The 17,225-nt window shown below is 59.3% G+C and carries 10 protein-coding genes and 2 pseudogenes; 10 read left to right on the top strand and 2 right to left on the bottom strand.

The genetic code is table 11. From position 1 onward, the window contains the following. Positions 1-29: 29 nt before the first annotated feature. The 4 genes and pseudogenes from Tam1G_RS09700 to Tam1G_RS09710 all read left to right on the top strand — a co-directional run bounded on the left by Tam1G_RS09700 (position 30) and on the right by Tam1G_RS09710 (position 3,970). Positions 30-1,346 (top strand): homoserine dehydrogenase, encoded by a 1,317-nt coding sequence (locus tag Tam1G_RS09700; RefSeq protein WP_101626384.1) that lies wholly within the window; start codon positions 30-32, stop codon positions 1,344-1,346. Between the two features lie 22 nt (positions 1,347-1,368). Beyond that, positions 1,369-2,101 (top strand): annotated as a pseudogene (locus Tam1G_RS09705) (homoserine kinase); the annotation flags it as partial. 83 nt (positions 2,102-2,184) lie between these two features. Next, a pseudogene (locus tag Tam1G_RS12135) lies at positions 2,185-2,475 on the top strand (homoserine kinase); the annotation flags it as partial. Between the two features lie 28 nt (positions 2,476-2,503). Beyond that, complete coding sequence (locus Tam1G_RS09710; RefSeq protein WP_101626363.1) at positions 2,504-3,970, top strand: Maf family protein; 1,467 nt, start codon at positions 2,504-2,506, stop codon at positions 3,968-3,970. A 31-nt stretch (positions 3,971-4,001) separates the two neighbouring features. Here the strand turns inward: Tam1G_RS09710 and Tam1G_RS09715 are convergent, their stop codons facing one another. Beyond that, a complete protein-coding gene (locus Tam1G_RS09715; protein ID WP_101626364.1) occupies positions 4,002-4,949 on the bottom strand; it encodes an AraC family transcriptional regulator in 948 nt (315 codons plus the stop codon). Between the two features lie 204 nt (positions 4,950-5,153). Between Tam1G_RS09715 and Tam1G_RS09720 the strand changes: the two genes are divergently transcribed. Next, positions 5,154-8,498, top strand: a complete 3,345-nt coding sequence (locus Tam1G_RS09720; RefSeq protein ID WP_101626365.1) for a DUF5107 domain-containing protein — start codon at positions 5,154-5,156, stop codon at positions 8,496-8,498. 99 nt (positions 8,499-8,597) lie between these two features. Here Tam1G_RS09720 and Tam1G_RS09725 read toward each other — a convergent pair whose 3' ends face one another. Then, a complete protein-coding gene (locus Tam1G_RS09725; RefSeq protein ID WP_101626366.1) occupies positions 8,598-9,842 on the bottom strand; it encodes a CdaR family transcriptional regulator in 1,245 nt (414 codons plus the stop codon). A gap of 280 nt (positions 9,843-10,122) precedes the next feature. Between Tam1G_RS09725 and Tam1G_RS09730 the strand changes: the two genes are divergently transcribed. The 5 genes from Tam1G_RS09730 to Tam1G_RS09750 all read left to right on the top strand — a co-directional run bounded on the left by Tam1G_RS09730 (position 10,123) and on the right by Tam1G_RS09750 (position 17,102). Further along, complete coding sequence (locus tag Tam1G_RS09730) at positions 10,123-11,298, top strand: glycerate kinase (RefSeq protein WP_101626367.1); 1,176 nt, start codon at positions 10,123-10,125, stop codon at positions 11,296-11,298. A 239-nt stretch (positions 11,299-11,537) separates the two neighbouring features. Then, positions 11,538-12,791 carry an ABC transporter substrate-binding protein gene (locus Tam1G_RS09735; RefSeq protein ID WP_033891253.1) on the top strand — a complete coding sequence of 418 codons (1,254 nt, stop codon included), beginning with the start codon at positions 11,538-11,540 and terminating at the stop codon, positions 12,789-12,791. A gap of 12 nt (positions 12,792-12,803) precedes the next feature. Beyond that, on the top strand, positions 12,804-13,808 hold the full coding sequence (locus Tam1G_RS09740) for a carbohydrate ABC transporter permease (protein WP_237746117.1): 1,005 nt from the start codon (positions 12,804-12,806) through the stop codon (positions 13,806-13,808). A gap of 62 nt (positions 13,809-13,870) precedes the next feature. Beyond that, positions 13,871-14,704, top strand: a complete 834-nt coding sequence (locus tag Tam1G_RS09745) for a carbohydrate ABC transporter permease (protein ID WP_034535127.1) — start codon at positions 13,871-13,873, stop codon at positions 14,702-14,704. 106 nt (positions 14,705-14,810) lie between these two features. Then, positions 14,811-17,102: a beta-galactosidase gene (locus Tam1G_RS09750; protein WP_033891255.1), complete on the top strand. Its 2,292-nt coding sequence runs from the start codon at positions 14,811-14,813 to the stop codon at positions 17,100-17,102. Positions 17,103-17,225: the final 123 nt, after the last annotated feature.

Genomic DNA, 17,225 nt, shown 5'->3' on the forward strand with positions numbered 1-17,225 from the left:
ATAGCAGCTTGTTTTTGGAAGGATTTGAAGTGGCAGAACTGAATGAAACCCCGATTCGCGTCGGCCTGCTGGGCGCCGGCACTGTCGGCTCCCAGACCGCCCGACTGATCGTTGAGCAGAAGGATGAGCTCTCCGCTCGCATCGGTCGTCCGATTGAACTGACTGGTGTGGCCTGCCTCGACCCGAAGGAAACCGAAAAGTTCCCGTGGATCGACCAGTCCATCGTCACCACCGATACGATGAGTGTGGCCACCAATTCGGATATTGTCATCGAACTGATTGGTGGCACTACCGTGGCTCGCAAGTTCGTGCTCGCCGCCATCGAATCCGGTGCTTCCGTGGTTACCGCCAACAAGGCGCTGCTGGCCAAGTATGGTCCGGAGATTTACGCTGCTGCCGAAGCCAAGGGTGTCGACATTTACTTCGAAGCTGCTGTGGGCGGTGCGATTCCGTTCCTGCGTCCGCTTCGTGAATCCCTCGTGGGCGACAAGGTGACCAGCATGCTGGGCATCGTCAACGGCACCACCAACTACATCCTCGACGAGATGACCACCAAGGGTCTCCAGTTCGATGATGTGCTGAAGGATGCTCAGGCCAAGGGATACGCCGAAGCTGATCCGACCGGCGACATCGAAGGTTATGATGCCGCGAACAAGGCTGCCATCATGGCAACCCTCGGCTTCCATACTTCTGTAACCATCGATGATGTGTCTGTGGAAGGCATCACTAAGATCACTGCCGACGATATCGCTGCAGCCACTGCCGAGCACAAGGTCATCAAGCTGCTCGCCGTGGTGGAGAACGGTGAGGCTGGCGTATCTGCTCGCGTCTACCCGGCATTGATTGATAAGTCTCATCCGCTGGCTTCTGTGCATGGCTCCTTCAACGCTGTGTTTGTTAAGGCCGAGGCTGCCGATGATCTGATGTTCTACGGCCGTGGTGCTGGCGGCGCTCCGACCGCTTCCGCGGTGGTCGGCGATGTGGTGACCGAAGCTCGCCATATTGCAGCCGGCTGCACGGGCCCGTCCATTCCGCTGTACAAGAACCTGCCCAAGGCTCCGATCAATGCTTCCAAGGCCGCATTCGCCGTGCGATTCCTGATTCATGACAAGCCGGGCGTGCTGGCCGCTATCGCCGCCGAGTTCGCTAAGAACGGTGTCTCCATCAACGGTGTGAATCAGGATCTGAAGCCCACGATGACCGATCCTGGTTACGACGGCGAGATTCAGCAGCTGCGTATCGTGACCCACCTGACTGACGAAGAGACGCTGCGCGCAACCGTAAAGGCCGTGCAGGCGCTTGACTTCGTGACCGGCGAGCCGTCCATCCTGCGCGTACTGGACTGACTGAAAGCCCAGAGAGGTTTCCATGAATCCAATTTGTACTCAGGTGCGCGTGCGCGTGCCAGCCACATCCGCTAATCTGGGCTCCGGCTTCGATACCGTGGGTTTGGCTCTCGACTATCATGACGAGCTTACGTTCACGCTGAACCCGGATCCCACCGATGGCATCGCCCATGTGTTCATTCACGGTGAGGGCGAGGATACGCTGCCACGCGACGAAACCCATCTGGTGGTCTCCACCTTCCGCCGCGCCTGCGCCACATTCGGTTTGGGGCGCGTCGGTTTCACGCTCGAAGCCACCAACAACATTCCACAGGCCCGTGGCATGGGCTCGTCCGCCGAAGCCATTGTGGCCGGTATCGCGGCCGCAGCGGCCTTTGCGCAGCCTGGTGAACTGAATCGTCCGGCCATCTTCGACATGGCCGCGCAGATCGAGGGACACCCGGATAACGTGGCTCCGGCCGTATTTGGCGGTCTCACGGTCTCCTGGGACTTCGCTACGGCCGAGGGTGTCGGCTCGGTGGCCATCCCCGGTGGTGAGCCGCTGCATGGTGGTTTCCACACCGTCAACTACCCGGTTGACCCGGCCATCACTGCGGCCGTATTCGTGCCGGATTACGAGCTTTCCACTGAAAAGGCACGTCAGGCGTTGCCTAAGGAAGTGCCGCACAAGGATGCCGTATACAACGTGTCCCGCGTTGGGCTGCTGCCGGCCGCAATGAACCCGGTGGTGCTTGCGCAGGCCGAGGCTCAGGGCGGTGCCGATGCGCTGGGCGGAAACTCTGCTGGCGCGGGTGTTTCCGGTGCCGCGGGCGCCGCTCAGGTGACACCGGCCGCCTTCGCCACTGCGGCAGCGCAGGCCAATGCGTTGCTGTTTACGGCTACGCAGGATCGACTGCATCAGCCGTACCGCACACCACTGATGCCGCCGTCCGCCGAACTGATTGAGACGTTCCGTGCCAAGGGCTATGCCGCCGCTGTCTCCGGTGCTGGTCCGTGCGTGCTCGTGCTGCACTACGGCAACGCGCGCGAAGCCATCGACCAGGTGGCTGCCACCCAGCTGGCATCTGGACACTGGCGTGTGTTGCACCTGCCCATCAACACCAAGGGCGTTGAAATCGAACGGCGCTAAAGCCTAGTGCCTCAACTAGGAGGAAGTCATGTCTATTCCGCTGATTCTTGCGTCTCAGTCCAAGCCGCGCCGCGATGTGCTGTATGCGGCAGGCATTTGCCCCACGATTCGCGTCTCTCATGTGGATGAGCCGGCAGCGCTTCAGACTGCGGCAGCCAAGGCGGGGATTACCGTTGACGACCTGACTGTGGAACAGCGAGTGATGATTCTGGCCGAGGCCAAGGCGCAGGCTGTGCATCGCGCATACCGTAACGTGGCCGATACCGCAGCGGCTGCGACCGGCAACCGAGTGATTGCTTATCCGCTGAGGGCTGCGGAAGTTGAGGCTGAGGACACTGAAAACACTGAAAACACTGGGTCTGAAGATGCTTCAGATTCTGCCATTGATTACTCTTCCGATCGCATCGCCGCCACGCGCGACTTCTCCGGTGTGAACATGCCAACCGTGACCGAGCCGATCTCTAACATCATCGCGCTGCAGCCGGGACTTACGCGCTCCACGGTCGGTCCGCTGATTATCGGCTGCGATTCGATGTTCCTGATGGATGGTGAATGCTACGGCAAACCGCACAGCGCCGAAGTCGCACGCGAACGCCTGCGCAAGATGCGCGGCAACAGCGGCGAACTGTGGACGGGACACTGCATCATCGACTTCGCCACCGGCCGTGTGGCCCGCGGTGCCAGCCGCGCCACTGTGCATTTCGGTGACTTCTCCGATAAAGACATCGAGCGCTACATTGCCACCCGTGAGCCGCTGGAAGTGGCCGGTTCGTTTACGTTGGAAGGTTTCGGCGGTGCGTTCATCGACGGCATCGAAGGTGACCCGCACGGCATTATCGGCATCAGTCTGCCGCTGTTGCGCAAGCTCGCTGCTGAACTGGATGTTGAATGGACTGATTTGTGGAATGTGCAGCGTGGTGAGATTGCGCCTGAATCCGCGGACGCTGCCGGTATTGCTATGGCGGGAAAGGATAACTTGCCACCTGTGGAAAACGTACATCAGCCCGGTGATGGTTGGGTGGATTGCGCCTGCGGTCGCAAGCATTGGGGTACGAATGGCGCTTCGGGCATTCTGCTGGCACGCCGCGATCCGGCAACTGGCAAGGTGACGCATGTGGTGATGCAGCATCGCGCCGCATGGAGTGCTGAAGGTGGTACTTGGGGCATTCCCGGTGGCGCTACGGCGGACGGTGAATCGCCAATTGAAGGTGCGTTGCGCGAAAGCTACGAAGAGGCGAACATCACGCCCGAGGATATCGAAGTGGTCGGCTCCTACCGTGAAGACCACGGCAATTGGGCATACACCACGGTGTTCGCGTTCGAAAAGCCCGGTCACACTGTTGAGCCTAAGGCCAATGACGACGAAAGCATGGAGATTTGCTGGGTGCCGATCGACGACGTACCCAACCGCAAGCTATTGACCGCCATGAAAACTGATTGGCCCCGCTTCGCTGCTCGCCTCGAGGAGTTGGCTGAGGAATCAAACTGCAGATAGTCCGAAGTCATCTGTATTGGTTGCGCAGCCGCTAGTCCTGTCGAATTTCGCTTTGTTTACGGAATTCCATGGGGGAGACGCCGTTTTTGCGTTTGAATGCGGCGCAGAACGAGCTCGTATCGGTGAAGCCGCATTCCTCGCAGAGCTGGCGTAGTGATATATCCGAATTGATGAGACGGTATTTCGCTGCATGCATGCGAGCGTCCAGCACGTAGGCGTACGGCGTGTACCCGGTCTCCTTCTTGAAGACGCGAATGAAGTGGTACTCACTCATATAGACCAACCCGGCTAGCTCGGCCACGGTCAGTGGCTCGTTCAGATGATTGGCTATGTAGGCCAGCACGCTCTCGATGGCGTGCGGGCCGCGTCGGGCTACGAGACCGGAGGCTACACCGGCGACTGAGCCCTTCGAACCACTGCGTGCGACTCCAGAGCCTGCCGCGCCAACCGGAGCGGACGCCGCATCGTCTGCTCCCAATGCAAACTCAGTGAGCACATCCGTAATGTACTTCGCCATCAATGGTTCCGAAATGCGCGCGGCCATATGGAAGGTCTCATAGATTTTGGTCAGCTGCGTGATTGCATATCCAGGCTCGCGCAAGGAAAACACTGAGCCAAGTCGCTCGTGAATCAGCTCGTAATAGGCGCGTGCAGTGGGACCGTCGAAGTGCAGCCACAATACGTCGCTGTCTTCTGAAGTGCTGTAGGAATGATGGGCATAGCAATCAACTAGCACGAAGTCCCCGGCGGAAGCATGCTGCGCATTCTCGCCGAACTGCGACACCACATCGAACGAGCCGGAGCGGATTGCCATGATCAGGAAGCTATCGAACGAGCTGCGCTCCTGCCGGTAGCCGGCCTCATAATGAAAGAACCCCGCGCGCAACGGGTGCAGAAACGTGCGCAGTGCCGTTTTGCTGGGTGTATAGATATAGAATTCCGAGCCTTCATTTCGAATGCCATGTTCCGCCGGCTTCATTGCCGCCTCCTTGTGTCGAGCTGTGTTACGTCACTGCTTTCAGTGGTAGTTATCAAATAGCAATTATTTCATATTGAAGAACAATTACTCTAGATGTCAACGATATTTTCGGCCATAGACTAAAGGCAATCAATCAAAAGATTGTGGTTCGCAAGAACCAATAGGAACTCAAAACGGTAAACACTACAACGAAGTGGAGCAATCATGGCCGTTACCATTCAGGACACAGTCATTACCATCCCGACCTACGGGATCGGCGCGGCGGACAAGAACCCGCAGTTTATCGAAAAGCGCGTCTACCAGGGCAGCTCGGGCCGTGTCTACCCATACCCGGTGATCGAAACCATCAGCGATGAGAAGCATGACAAGGACTACAAGGCTGTGATCATCGAGAACGAATACCTCGAAATCACCGTGCTGCCCGAACTCGGCGGGCGCATCCAGTATGCCAAAGACAAAACCAATAATTACGACTTCGTCTACCGCAACGATGTGATCAAGCCGGCGCTCGTGGGCCTAACCGGTCCGTGGATTTCCGGTGGTATCGAATTCAACTGGCCGCAGCACCACCGCCCGACCACCTACTCGCCGGTGGACTACGACATCAAGGATCTGCCGGACGGCGGTAAGGCTGTGTTGTGCCACGACACCGATCAGATGTACGGCACTCAGGTGGTCACTACGATTGCTCTGCATCCAGGCAAGGCCTACATCGAGATCACCGCGCAGCTGTACAACGGCACCGCATTGCCACAAACCTTCCTGTGGTGGGCGAACCCGGCCGTACCGGTCAACGAGCACACCAAAACCGTGATGCCGCCGGACGTGACCGCCGTCATGGATCACGGCAAGCGCGACGTCTCCCGCTACCCAATCGCCACCGGCACCTACTACAAGCACGACTATTCGCGCGGCGTGGATATCGGCCGCTACAAGAACGTGCCGGTACCGACCAGCTACATGGCCGCACATTCCGACTACAACTTCGTCGGTGGCTACGATTTCGGTGTAGGCGCAGGCATCCTGCATGTGGCCGACCATCATGTGAGCCCCGGCAAGAAGCAGTGGACTTGGGGCAATGGTGACTTCGGCCGCGCCTGGGACCGCAACCTGACCGATGCCAATGGTCCATATGTGGAGCTGATGACCGGTGTCTTTACCGACAACCAGCCCGACTTCACTTGGCTGAAGCCCTATGAAGGCAAGACCTTCACCCAGTACTTCATGCCGTACAAGGCTGTGGGTCAGGTCAAGAACGCGTCCATCAACGCCGCTGTGAACCTGGAAATCGGACCTGAAGACACGTTTGGTGCCGCTGGTGAGGTTGAGGGGATCGAAGCCCAAGGCTTGAAGGCCGGTCAAGGCCGCGTCACCGTATACGCCACCAGCGTGTACGAGAACGCCACCGTGACCGTGACCACCAAGAGCGGCAAGACGCTCTACGCCTACACCGGCACCATCAGCCCGAACGACACCGTGCGCGCCGAATTCGAAACCGGTGAAGTGCCGGCCACCGAAATCACCGCAACCGTAGCGGATGCCAACGGCACTGTGCTCATCGACTACACCCCTAGCCCCAAGAAGATTGACAAGCTGCCCGAACCGGCCAAGGCCGCTGACGAGCCGGAAAAGATCGCCACCAACGAGGAGCTGCTGCTCGCCGGCCTGCACCTGGAGCAGTACCGTCACGCCACCTACATGCCTGACCCGTACTATCTCGAAGGCCTGAAGCGCGATCCGGAAGACGCCCGCATCAACAACGCGTATGGCCGTCTGCAGCTGCGCCGCGGCGTGTTCAAGTGCGCCGAAGCTCACTTCCGTACCGCCATCAAGCGTTTGACCAAGCACAACACCCAGCCGTACGACTCCGAACCGCACTACAATCTCGGCCTGGTCCTGTTCCTCCAAGGCAAGTACGACGAGGCATTCGATGCTTTCTTCAAGGCCACTTGGGATGATACGCAGAAGGAGCGTGCCTTCTTCTACATGGCCGCCATCGCAGCCCGTCGAGGCGACTTCGCGGACGCACTGGAGTATGTGAACAACGCGTTGACCCGCAACACAATGAACATCAAGGCCCGCGGACTGAAGGCTTACGTGCTGCGCAAGCTCGGCCGCACGGATGAGGCTGCCGCGGCGCTCGCCGAGAACCTGAACATCGACGAGTTCGACTTCGTCTCCGGCTACGAGCGCGTGCTCGCCGGGGGAGAGCCGGCCGAACTGGAGCATCTGATGCGCGGCTTCTTCGAGAACTACCTGCAGGCCGCCCGCGATTACGCGCTGTTCGGTGCCTACGAGGAGGCGCTGGCCCTGCTCGCTGCAGCCGATCAGTCGAAGCCGATGGTCAAGTACTACGAGGGCTACTATCTTGCCGAGCTCGGCCGCGAAACCGAAGCCAAGGCCGCGTTCGAAGCCGCCGAGGCCGCGCCAAGCGACTACTGCTTCCCGAACAAGCTGGAGGATATCGCGCCGCTTGAGAAGGCCATCGCAGTGGTGGACGGAGCCAAGGCCCCGTACTACCTCGGATGCCTCTACTACGACAAAGTGCAGGCCGACAAGGCCATTGCACTGTGGGAGCAGTCGCGAGACCTTGACCCTGAATTCCCAACCGTACACCGCAATCTGGCGCTCGCCTACTACAACAAGCGCGGTGACGCGGCGGCTGCCAAGGTCGAAATCGAGCAAGCCTACGCGCTCGACGAAACCGACGCCCGTGTGTTCCTCGAAACCGACCAGCTGCACCGCAAGATCGGTTGGACCTACGCCCAGCGTCTCACCGAGTTCGAAAAGCATCTCGACGTGGTGGCCAAGCGCGACGACCTGTTCATCGAATACCTGACCGTGCTCAACCTGACCGGCAACTACGCCAAGGCCTACGAGCTGATGAGCCAGCGTCGCTTCCACCCGTGGGAGGGCGGCGAAGGCAAGATCACCGGCCAGTACCGCATCGCGCTGACCCTGCTCGCCAAGGATGCGATGGCTGCCAGCGACTGGGCTAAGGCCAAGGAACTGCTGGTCAAGACGCTTGCCTACCCCGAGAACCTGGGCGAAGGCAAGCTCGAAGGCCAGAAGGACAACGACATCCACTACTACCTCGGTGTGGTGGAGCGCGCTCTCGGCAATGAGGACGCGGCTCGCGCCGAATTCCGCCAGGCCACCATCGGCCCGGACGAGGTGAAGGGTGCCATGTACTACAACGACCAGCCCGCCGAAATGATCCTCTTCCAAGGTCTCGCCCACAAGGCTCTCGGCGAGGAAGGCCCGGCCAACGCCCGCTTCTACCGCCTGTTGGACTACGGTGAGCAGCACCTCGACGATCAGGTCAAGATTGACTACTTCGCCGTCTCGCTGCCGGACTTCCTCATCTTCGAAAACGACTACACGAAGATGAACCGCGTCCACTGCGAATACCTGATGGGCCTTGCAAACATCGGCCGCGGCGAAAGCGAGGAAGCCGAACGCTTCCTTACCGAAGCCCTGGCTGCTGACCCCAGCCACATCCAAGCCAACCTCTTCACCGATGAGGTGATGAATCGTCACATCCTGTGATTTCCTGACTACTCAGCAAACGCCGGCTCCCCACTCCTCCGGGGAAGCCGGCGCTCGCTTATGCTGCAGTCTGCAGCAATCTGCAACAATATGCCGTAATCACGGCGTGGTCCACCAGAACTTCAGCAGCCGCCTCAACGCAAACGCCAAAGCCAGCAACGTGTAATCGCTTAAATCGCGCGGATTGTAGCCGGTTGCGCGGGCGATCTTATTCAATCGATTCTGCACCGTGTTCTTATGCAGAAACAGTTCCTCGGCTGTGTGCCCGATGCTGCCGTTGTGCCTCGTGTACGCGTCGAACAGCACGGCAGCCTCGTCCTTCTCCTCCTCGGTGAGTCCGCTCAAGATACGATTCGAGAATCGTTCGGCGGTGGTGTCCTTGATTGCGCACAACGCCATGCCCAGTGCGGCATCATCATATTCAAGTGTGCGTGAGCGATTGGTGCCGGCGGTAGGTTCGATTTCGACTTGAGTCTCAGCGTTATGTTGCTGATGCAGAAATGCCAGCCAAAGTTCAGCGCTGCGGGCCTGCAGATATGCCTCTCGGTAGTCGGCGATGGCGCTCACCGGCTCGCTGATGCCGAACACCAACGGGTATCCGGTGGATTGCGACACCGCTTGCGCGATACTGCTGAGCACCTTCCGATGCGCTGAAGCACTGGGATCTGCAGCATCGCTGTTCGCGGCGAGAATCAGACGAAACTCGCCACCATACACCGAGTACAAGCTGTGCGGCTGATCTGTCATCAGCCGGTCAACCATGTCGTAGGTGCTATCGTGCGCGACATTGCTGCGCTCGGTGCCAACGCGCTGCACGGTTTCGTTGCGTAGCTTCTGCGGCACATGCAAACGCCCCACGGCCACCACGCGCGGCACGGTGAGATCCACGTTCAACGTGTCCGTCAGATAGTCGATAAGTCCGGTATCCGGCTGCGGTGCGATGAGCAGATTCGTCAGATTCGCGGCCATCATACGTTTGTCGAATCGGGAGACCTGTTCCAGGTTCTCGCGCACCAGGATTTCGGTCATTTTCTTGATGACGTTGCCGAACGGCTCCACTTCGGCGCGCTCGCCGGTGATACCGATGACGGCGATCACCGCGTCGCCCTGCATCACCGGCACGTTGATGCCATCGCGTGCGCCGGCGAACGGGTGATCGGCATCCACCGCCACGCTCTGCCCGGTGCGGGCGGCGAGGCGTGCGGCTTCATGATCGGTATCGATGCGCGCCGGGTCGGTGCTGGCGATGATGTGGCCGTTGGTATCGAAGAAGTTGATGTCATGGCTTAACGCGCCTTTGATGTTCTCCACGATGGTGGAGGCGATGCGCGGATCGATATCCATCTGCGGCTCCTTTGCCTGATTGTGCTGTATGGGTGCCTTCCTCAGTTTCGCCCTGCCAAAGGGGCTGTCGGTGCGGCTGACTGAGGGGCAGTCCTATCCACGTGTAATCAGCACTGGTAATCAGAACTGGTTGAATAGCAGTATATACATGTTACATGTACCATCCCAATCCAAGAATAAAGCGGTTTTCATGGCCTGAAGATGGTTGTGTGTACCATGCCTTCTCGGTGATACTGGTACCGTCCAACAACAAAGGATGTGCTGTGAGGGAGGTGCTCAGGTGAAGTTCGTAATCGCCCCTGATTCGTTCAAAAACTGCATGACCGCCCGCGAGGCTGCCGAAGCCATCCGCTCCGGTCTTGCCGCAGTGTTCCCGGATGCGCAATACGACATGGTGCCGATGGCGGACGGCGGCGAAGGCACGGTGCAGGCGCTGGTGGATGCCACCGGTGGCACGCTGCGCCATGCCACGGTGCTCGATCCGCTGCAACGCCCGGTATCCGCAACCTACGGATTGCTGGGTGCGGATATCGACGGCGCTGGCCAAGACGATGACTCCGCGGCAACCGCCGTCATCGAAATGGCCGCGGCTTCAGGCATCGGTTTCGTGAACGAGTCCACCGAGAATCCACTGATCGCCACCACATATGGCACCGGTCAGCTTATTCGCGCGGCTCTTGACGATGGTGCCCGCCGCATCATCATCGGCATCGGTGGTTCGGCCACCAATGATGGCGGGGCGGGCATGGCCGAAGCGTTGGGCGTCCGATTCCTGGATGGCCAAGGCAACGCCATCAAACGCGGGGGAGGTGCGCTCGGTCAACTGAGCACCATCGACACCGCCAATCTTGACCCACGCTTGCAATCCACGGCAATCCTCATTGCCTCCGATGTGGACAACCCACTCGTCGGCCCGCAAGGGGCATCTGCCGTATTCGGGCCGCAAAAAGGCGCCACGCCGGCGATGGTCAACCAGCTGGATGCGAACCTCGCGCATTACGCCGCAGTCATCAACAGCCAACTTGGCTGCGATGTGGCGCAGCATCCAGGTGCGGGCGCGGCCGGGGGGCTCGGCGCGGGACTGTTGGCGTTCACCAACGCGAAGATGCAGTCCGGCGTAGAAATCGTGGCCCAAACCGTGCGACTCGCACAACGAGCCGCCGATGCGGACTACTGCATCACCGGCGAAGGTGGCATTGACGAGCAAACCCAATACGGCAAAACGCCCATCGGCGTCGCCAAGGCCATACGCCAGCGCAATCCGGACATCGGTGTCATCGCCTTGGCCGGATACGTGGGCAGCGGCATCAGTCCGCTCTATGATCTCGGCATCGATGCGATATTCGGCATTGTTCCGGGAGCCCAATCCTTGGAGCAAGCACTTGCCGCAGGACCGTGCAACCTTGCGCGCACTGCCGAAAATGTTGCACGACTGATTGCACTCAGCCGGCAATAAAAGGCAGTGGTACTACGCTCCGCAATCATCCATAACCAATAGCAATAATTTCATATTGGCGCGCAATTTATGCCGGTAAATCAAGCAAATAGCGCAATAGTATGAAATCAATAACAACAAAGTAGCAACCAGAACGAAGCAGTTCGGCAGCCGCTTTGCAACACACCTTTAGCGTGATTTGCGCTTGAATCCCCGACCAGCAGGCTTGGCGTAAGCATGCTCTGATGAAAGGAACCATCATGAAGAAAACCTGGCAGACCATCGTCGGCGCCGGTGCCGCGATTGCCATGATCGCATCATTTGCAGGCTGCGGCTCGAGCAGCGCCTCCGGCAAGACCGAGCTTACGTTCTTTGCGAACAATACGCAGGACGTCTACCAGCCGGTAATCGACGCGTTCGAAAAGAAGAACCCGGACGTCAAGATCAAGTTCAGCACCACCAACGGTTCTCAGGCAGGCTATCAGCAAACGCTGCAGACTCGTATTTCCGGCGGTCAGCTTGCCGACGTGTACGTGGCGCCGCCTGAACAGCTCAGCGATCTGGTGAAGAACGGAGCAGCCAAGGACCTGACCAACGAATCGTTCATGAGCCGTATCGGCGACACGAACAAGGCACAAGCTAGCGTGAACGGCAAGGTATACGCCATGTCAATCACCGCATGGACCAACGCCTACGCCTACAACAAGGATCTGCTCGCCAAGGCCGGCTACGATTCCATCCCCGAAACCTGGGACGAATTCATCGACATGCTGAAAGCCCTGAAAGACGCCGGTGTGGAGAAGCCTTATCTGGAGCCCAAGGCAGGCCTCGGCGCTCTCGTGGAAGGCTGGATCGGCTATGACTCCTCCAAGCAGTCCAAGAGCATCGACCAGCAGATCGGCGACGGCGACTCCACGTTCGCCAAGAGCTACACCAAGTACTACAAGCAGTGGGCCAAGCTTTTCGACGCGGGCGTGATGGGCTCCGAAGTCACCGGTCTCGCAGACGATCAGGTCCGCTCCGAATTCGCAGCAGGCCGCCTAGCCGTCATGCCGTCCGGATACTGGGATGTGAACACGTTCAAGGACGCGGGCATCAACTTCGCGTTCGGCAGGATGCCGATGCTGCACAAGGGGGACACGCCATACGCCCCGGGTGCCGCTGACTCCGGTTACGCCATCAACGGCAAGATCGATGGAGCCAAGCTCAAGGCAGCCGAATCCTTCCTCGACTTCCTCTCCTCCAAGGAAGGCCTGAAGCTCATCCAAGACAACATCGGCCTGATCCCGTCCACCAAGAACTACACGCCGGACATCGACGAAACCTTCAAAGAGCCTTACGACCTGTACCTGAAGACCGGCAACGTGTACCTGAACACGCTCGGCTGGCCTGCCAGCGGCCGAAGCGCCCTGCGCGCCGAAACCTTCGCCCAGCTGCAGCAAGTGGCGCTCGGCTCCATCACTCCGGCTCAGGCCACCGCCAACCTGGACACCAAGCTCAAGACACTGTCCTGAAGGTGAAGTGCCATGACACAAGCAACCACCATCGACGCTACGCCTGCCCTCGCTGAGGCGGGCGTGGCCCCGGCCCGGACGGAAACCCGCTCGGTCCAGGATTTTGAAGCCTCCCACACCCGCGATCGCAAGCGCCGCAATCTCATGGAGAATCTCACCTCTGTGCGATTCCTGCTGCCGCTGCTCGCCGTCTACATCATCATCGTACTGATTCCATTCCTTCAGAGCATCGTCTTCAGCCTGACCGACTACGACGGCTACGATTTCGCCAACGCCAAGTTCGTCGGAATCGCCAACTATCAAGCAATCTTCCAAGATCAGACCTTGCTCGCTGGCCTCGGCTTCACCCTGCTCTACACCGTGGCCACCACCGTGCTCATCACCGCCATCGCACTGCCGCTGGCCGTGACCCTCAATCGGAAGTTCTTCGGCCGCAACTTTGCGCGCTCCCTGTTCTTCTTCTTCTCGGTCCCTTCGATGGCAGTGCTCGGCTTGGTGTGGCAGTACATCTTCTCGCCACTCGGTACCGGTGCGGTCAACACATTCCTCGGCAAGTTCGGCGTGAGTCCGGTGCCGTGGCTCTCCGATCCGACGCTCGCCAAATTCTGTGTGATCTTCATCGCCGTCTGGGCTCAGGTCGGTTGGCATGCCACCCTGTACCTGGCCTACCTGCAAGCCATTCCGGCAGACCTCTACGAGCAAGCCTCAGTGGATGGTGCCACCCGCGGCCAGCAGTTTGTGCACATCACACTGCCGCAGATGGTTCCCGCGATGGGCGTCTCCATCTTCATGCTCCTGACCGGCGGCCTCAAGGTCTACGATCTGCCGTTCACCTTGACCACCGGCGGCCCCGGCAACGCCACCTACACCGTCACCCAGTCCATCATCGTCACCGGTATCGGTTCCGGACGCTACGGCATCGGTTCCGCACTCGGCGTGATGTTCTTCCTGTGCTGCGTGATTCTCGTGGCACTGCAGCAAATCGTCACTTCGCTGATTGAAAAGAGGCTGTCATGACAACGCAGCACACTTCTTCTGCCGCGGCATCGGTTGCCGCAGCCACGCCCGCTGCCCGTGGATTGTCCTTGAGCCAGCGCGAACGTATCCGCTCCGCCATCCGCTCGGTTGTAGTCATCGCCATCGCTCTGATCTGTGCAGTGCCGCTCTATGTGGTGGTAATCAACACTTTCAAAAACTCCGGTGACATGGCTGCCGACCCGTTCGGTCTGCCCACGCACTTCACGCTGGAGAACTACACCTACGCGATGGAGAATCTGCCCATAGTGCAGGCCACGATCAATACGCTGATTGTGACTGTAGTGGGCGTGTTCTTCATGGTGATTATCGGTGCGCTCGCCGCTTATGGCATGGTACAGAAGCGCAGCAAGCTTACGGCTGGCATTGGTGCCTTCCTGATGCTTTCGTTCGTGATTCCTGGCCAGACGCTGCTGATTCCGCAGTACAAGATGGAAGCGCAGTTCGGTTTGGTGGATAGCTTGCTTGGTCTGATCGTGCTCTACCTGGGCGGTGCCACATTCTGCTACTTCCTGATCGTGCAGTACATGCGCGGGCTTCCCGGTGAGCTGTTCGAAGCCGCGCGTCTGGATGGCGCGGGCCCGTTCCGCATCTTCTGGCAGATTGTGCTGCCGTTGATTCGGCCGATCTTGATTACTGTGGTGGTGTTCGAAACCATGTGGACATGGAACGACTTCATGACCCCGAACATCTACATCTCCTCGACGGAAAAGCAGACGTTGGTGCTGCAGGTGTTCAACGCTATGGGCCAGTTCAGCACCAATTGGCCGCTGTTCATGACCATCACCACCATCGCCCTGATCCCCGTATTCCTCTTCTTCATCTTCTGCCAAAAGTGGATCGTCGCCGGCTTGGTGGCTGGATCCGTTAAAGGCTGAGCCGTGAATCTCACCTTTGCCGGGCGTCTGGTACTTCGTCACTTGCCAAGCACCCGGCCTTCATCTTCTTCATCCCATACCTCATGCTTTTTGAAAGGTAATTCCCATGAACCACACGCTTGACCTGACCGGTTTCAAACCGAAGGCTATTACACCGTTCTCCATCACCCGCAATGATTGGGGCGTGGCACCGGACGGCACCGCAGTGGACTTCACCAACTACTACATGACCTTCGACGGCAAGCCGTTCTACGGTGTCTGCGGCGAATTCCACTACTCGCGCATGAACCCCTCGCGCTGGGATGAGCAGCTCGCCAAAATGGCGGCCGGCGGCGTGAACGTCATCGCTACCTACGTGTTCTGGAATCATCATGAAGAGCATGAGAACCAGTGGAACTTCAGCGGCCGTCGCAATATTCGCCGATTCATCAAGCTGTGCGCCAAGCACGGGCTTAAGGTCATCGTGCGCCTCGGACCGTTCGACCACGGCGAAGTGCGCAACGGTGGCATCCCGGATTGGATGTATGGCAAACCCTATGAAGTGCGTTCCGTTGACCCCGGCTTCCTTGACAAGGTACGCGACCTCTACGCACATGTCGCCGCTCAGCTCGACGGTCTGTATTTCAAGGATGGCGGACCGATCGTCGCCGCCCAGCTCGACAACGAATACATGCACTCCTCCTCCCCGTGGGAGATGACCACCGGCATCACCAACGAATGGGTGCCTGGCGGCCACGACGGTTTCGCCTACGTGCATGCGCTGCGCCGCATCGCCGAAGAAGAAGGCATTTCGGTGCCGTTCTACACCAACACCGGTTGGGGCGGCTCCCCGGTGCCGGATGACGTGCTGCCATTGTGGGGCGGCTACGCCTACCGTCCGTGGCTGTTCTACGCTGGCCCCGGCGAGCACCCGGTCACCGACGAATACGTGTATCGCAACTTCCACTCCAACGACTGCCCGCGAGGTGAGGAATTCGCACCCACCTATGAGCCGGAAACCAAGCCATACGCCTGTTGCGAGATGGGCGGCGGCATGTTCAGCTCCTACAACTACCGCTTCGTGCTGCCGATGAAGTCGGTGGATGCCATGTCCAATATCAAGATGGCATCCGGCTGCAATTTCCTCGGCTACTACATGTTCCAGGGCGGCTCCAACCCGATCGGTGACGGCATTTACCTGAACGAAAGCCAGCTGCCGAAGATCTCCTATGATTTCCAGGCTGCACTTGGCGAATTCGGCCAGACGCGCGAATCCTACCGTCGTATGAAGGCCGTGCACTACTTCGCCCTGGCATTCGCCGACCGCCTGTGTCCGCTTGGCGTGGCCGTGCCGGAAGGCCAGGAGTCGATTGCGCCGACCGACCTGGAGCCGCTGCGCTGGTGCGTGCGTACCGATGGTGAGCGCGGCTTCGTGTTCCTCAACAATTTCCAGGATCATGCCAGCATGCCGGCCAAGCATGGCGAATCGGTGTCGGTTACCTTGGCGTCCGGTGAAACCGTGACGTTCGACGGCATTGGCCTGGCCTCCGACGAGAACTGCATTCTGCCGTTCAACATGGATCTCGACGGCGTGACGCTTACTGCTGCCACCGCGCAGCCGGTTACCGTGATCGCCCCAGCCGGTGCCGATCATCGCACCTTCGTCTTTTTGAAGCCCGACGGCATGGATGATTGCTGGTTCCGTTTCGCGGACGGTACCGTGCATCATGTGCCGGCGGAGGCAGAAATGGAAACCTTCCTGGTCTCGGACGGCAATGGCCACACCGTGGATATCGTCTGCGTAAGCCGTGCTAAGGCCGATTCGATGACCGTGGTTGCCAACGGCACCGCCTTGGTCTTCGCCGGCGATGCAGTCTCCCAGGATGCTGCCCAGCCGAGCATCACCAATCATGGCTCTGCCGTCTACGAACTCGATGGCCGCATTATTGTGGAATCCACCGAAGCCGCAGTTCCTGTGACCTCATACCCAGCTGAATTCCTTGCCGAGCAGAGCGTACAGTACAAGCCGGTTGCCGTGGAGCCGAGTGTGCAGAAGCTCTCCGACACCCGCTATGTCATCGACCTGCCCGACGATCTGCTCGCTGCCGACGGTGTGACTGATATGCGTCTGCGCGTGCGCTACTCGGGTGATATCGGCTGGCTGTGGTGCGGCAGCGCGCTAGTGGACGACAACTTCTGCAACGGCGACGTATGGGAGATCGGTCTCAAGGAATACGTGCAGCTGCTCGAAGACCATCGCAACCAACTGGTGCTGACCATCACGCCGATCAAGGAAGGCGCCAACGTGAACGTGGAATCCGCAATGGCGGCACGCATGGAGAACGTCGACGGGCAGCAGGCCGGTCTGGAATCCGTTGAGTTGCAGCCGGTGTATCAGACCGTGTTGCGCGCAGCGTGATTGCTGGATAATCGCGCGATGATGGGATGGCTTTACGGTGTATGCCGGGGCCATCCCATATGTGTTATTACGGAAATTGCTGCGGCGGCTTCACTGATGGGCGAGGTGCAGCAATCAAGCAGA

The organism is Bifidobacterium imperatoris (genome assembly GCF_002860405.1).
GTDB lineage: Bacteria > Actinomycetota > Actinomycetes > Actinomycetales > Bifidobacteriaceae > Bifidobacterium > Bifidobacterium imperatoris.

Coding starts and splice junctions, on each gene's coding strand:
- Tam1G_RS09710 (WP_101626363.1), top strand. CDS start 2,504: ATGTCTATTCCGCTGATTCTTGCGTCTCAGTCCAAGCCGCGCCGCGAT.
- Tam1G_RS09715 (WP_101626364.1), bottom strand. CDS start 4,949: ATGAAGCCGGCGGAACATGGCATTCGAAATGAAGGCTCGGAATTCTAT.
- Tam1G_RS09720 (WP_101626365.1), top strand. CDS start 5,154: ATGGCCGTTACCATTCAGGACACAGTCATTACCATCCCGACCTACGGG.
- Tam1G_RS09725 (WP_101626366.1), bottom strand. CDS start 9,842: ATGGATATCGATCCGCGCATCGCCTCCACCATCGTGGAGAACATCAAA.
- Tam1G_RS09735 (WP_033891253.1), top strand. CDS start 11,538: ATGAAGAAAACCTGGCAGACCATCGTCGGCGCCGGTGCCGCGATTGCC.
- Tam1G_RS09740 (WP_237746117.1), top strand. CDS start 12,804: ATGACACAAGCAACCACCATCGACGCTACGCCTGCCCTCGCTGAGGCG.
- Tam1G_RS09750 (WP_033891255.1), top strand. CDS start 14,811: ATGAACCACACGCTTGACCTGACCGGTTTCAAACCGAAGGCTATTACA.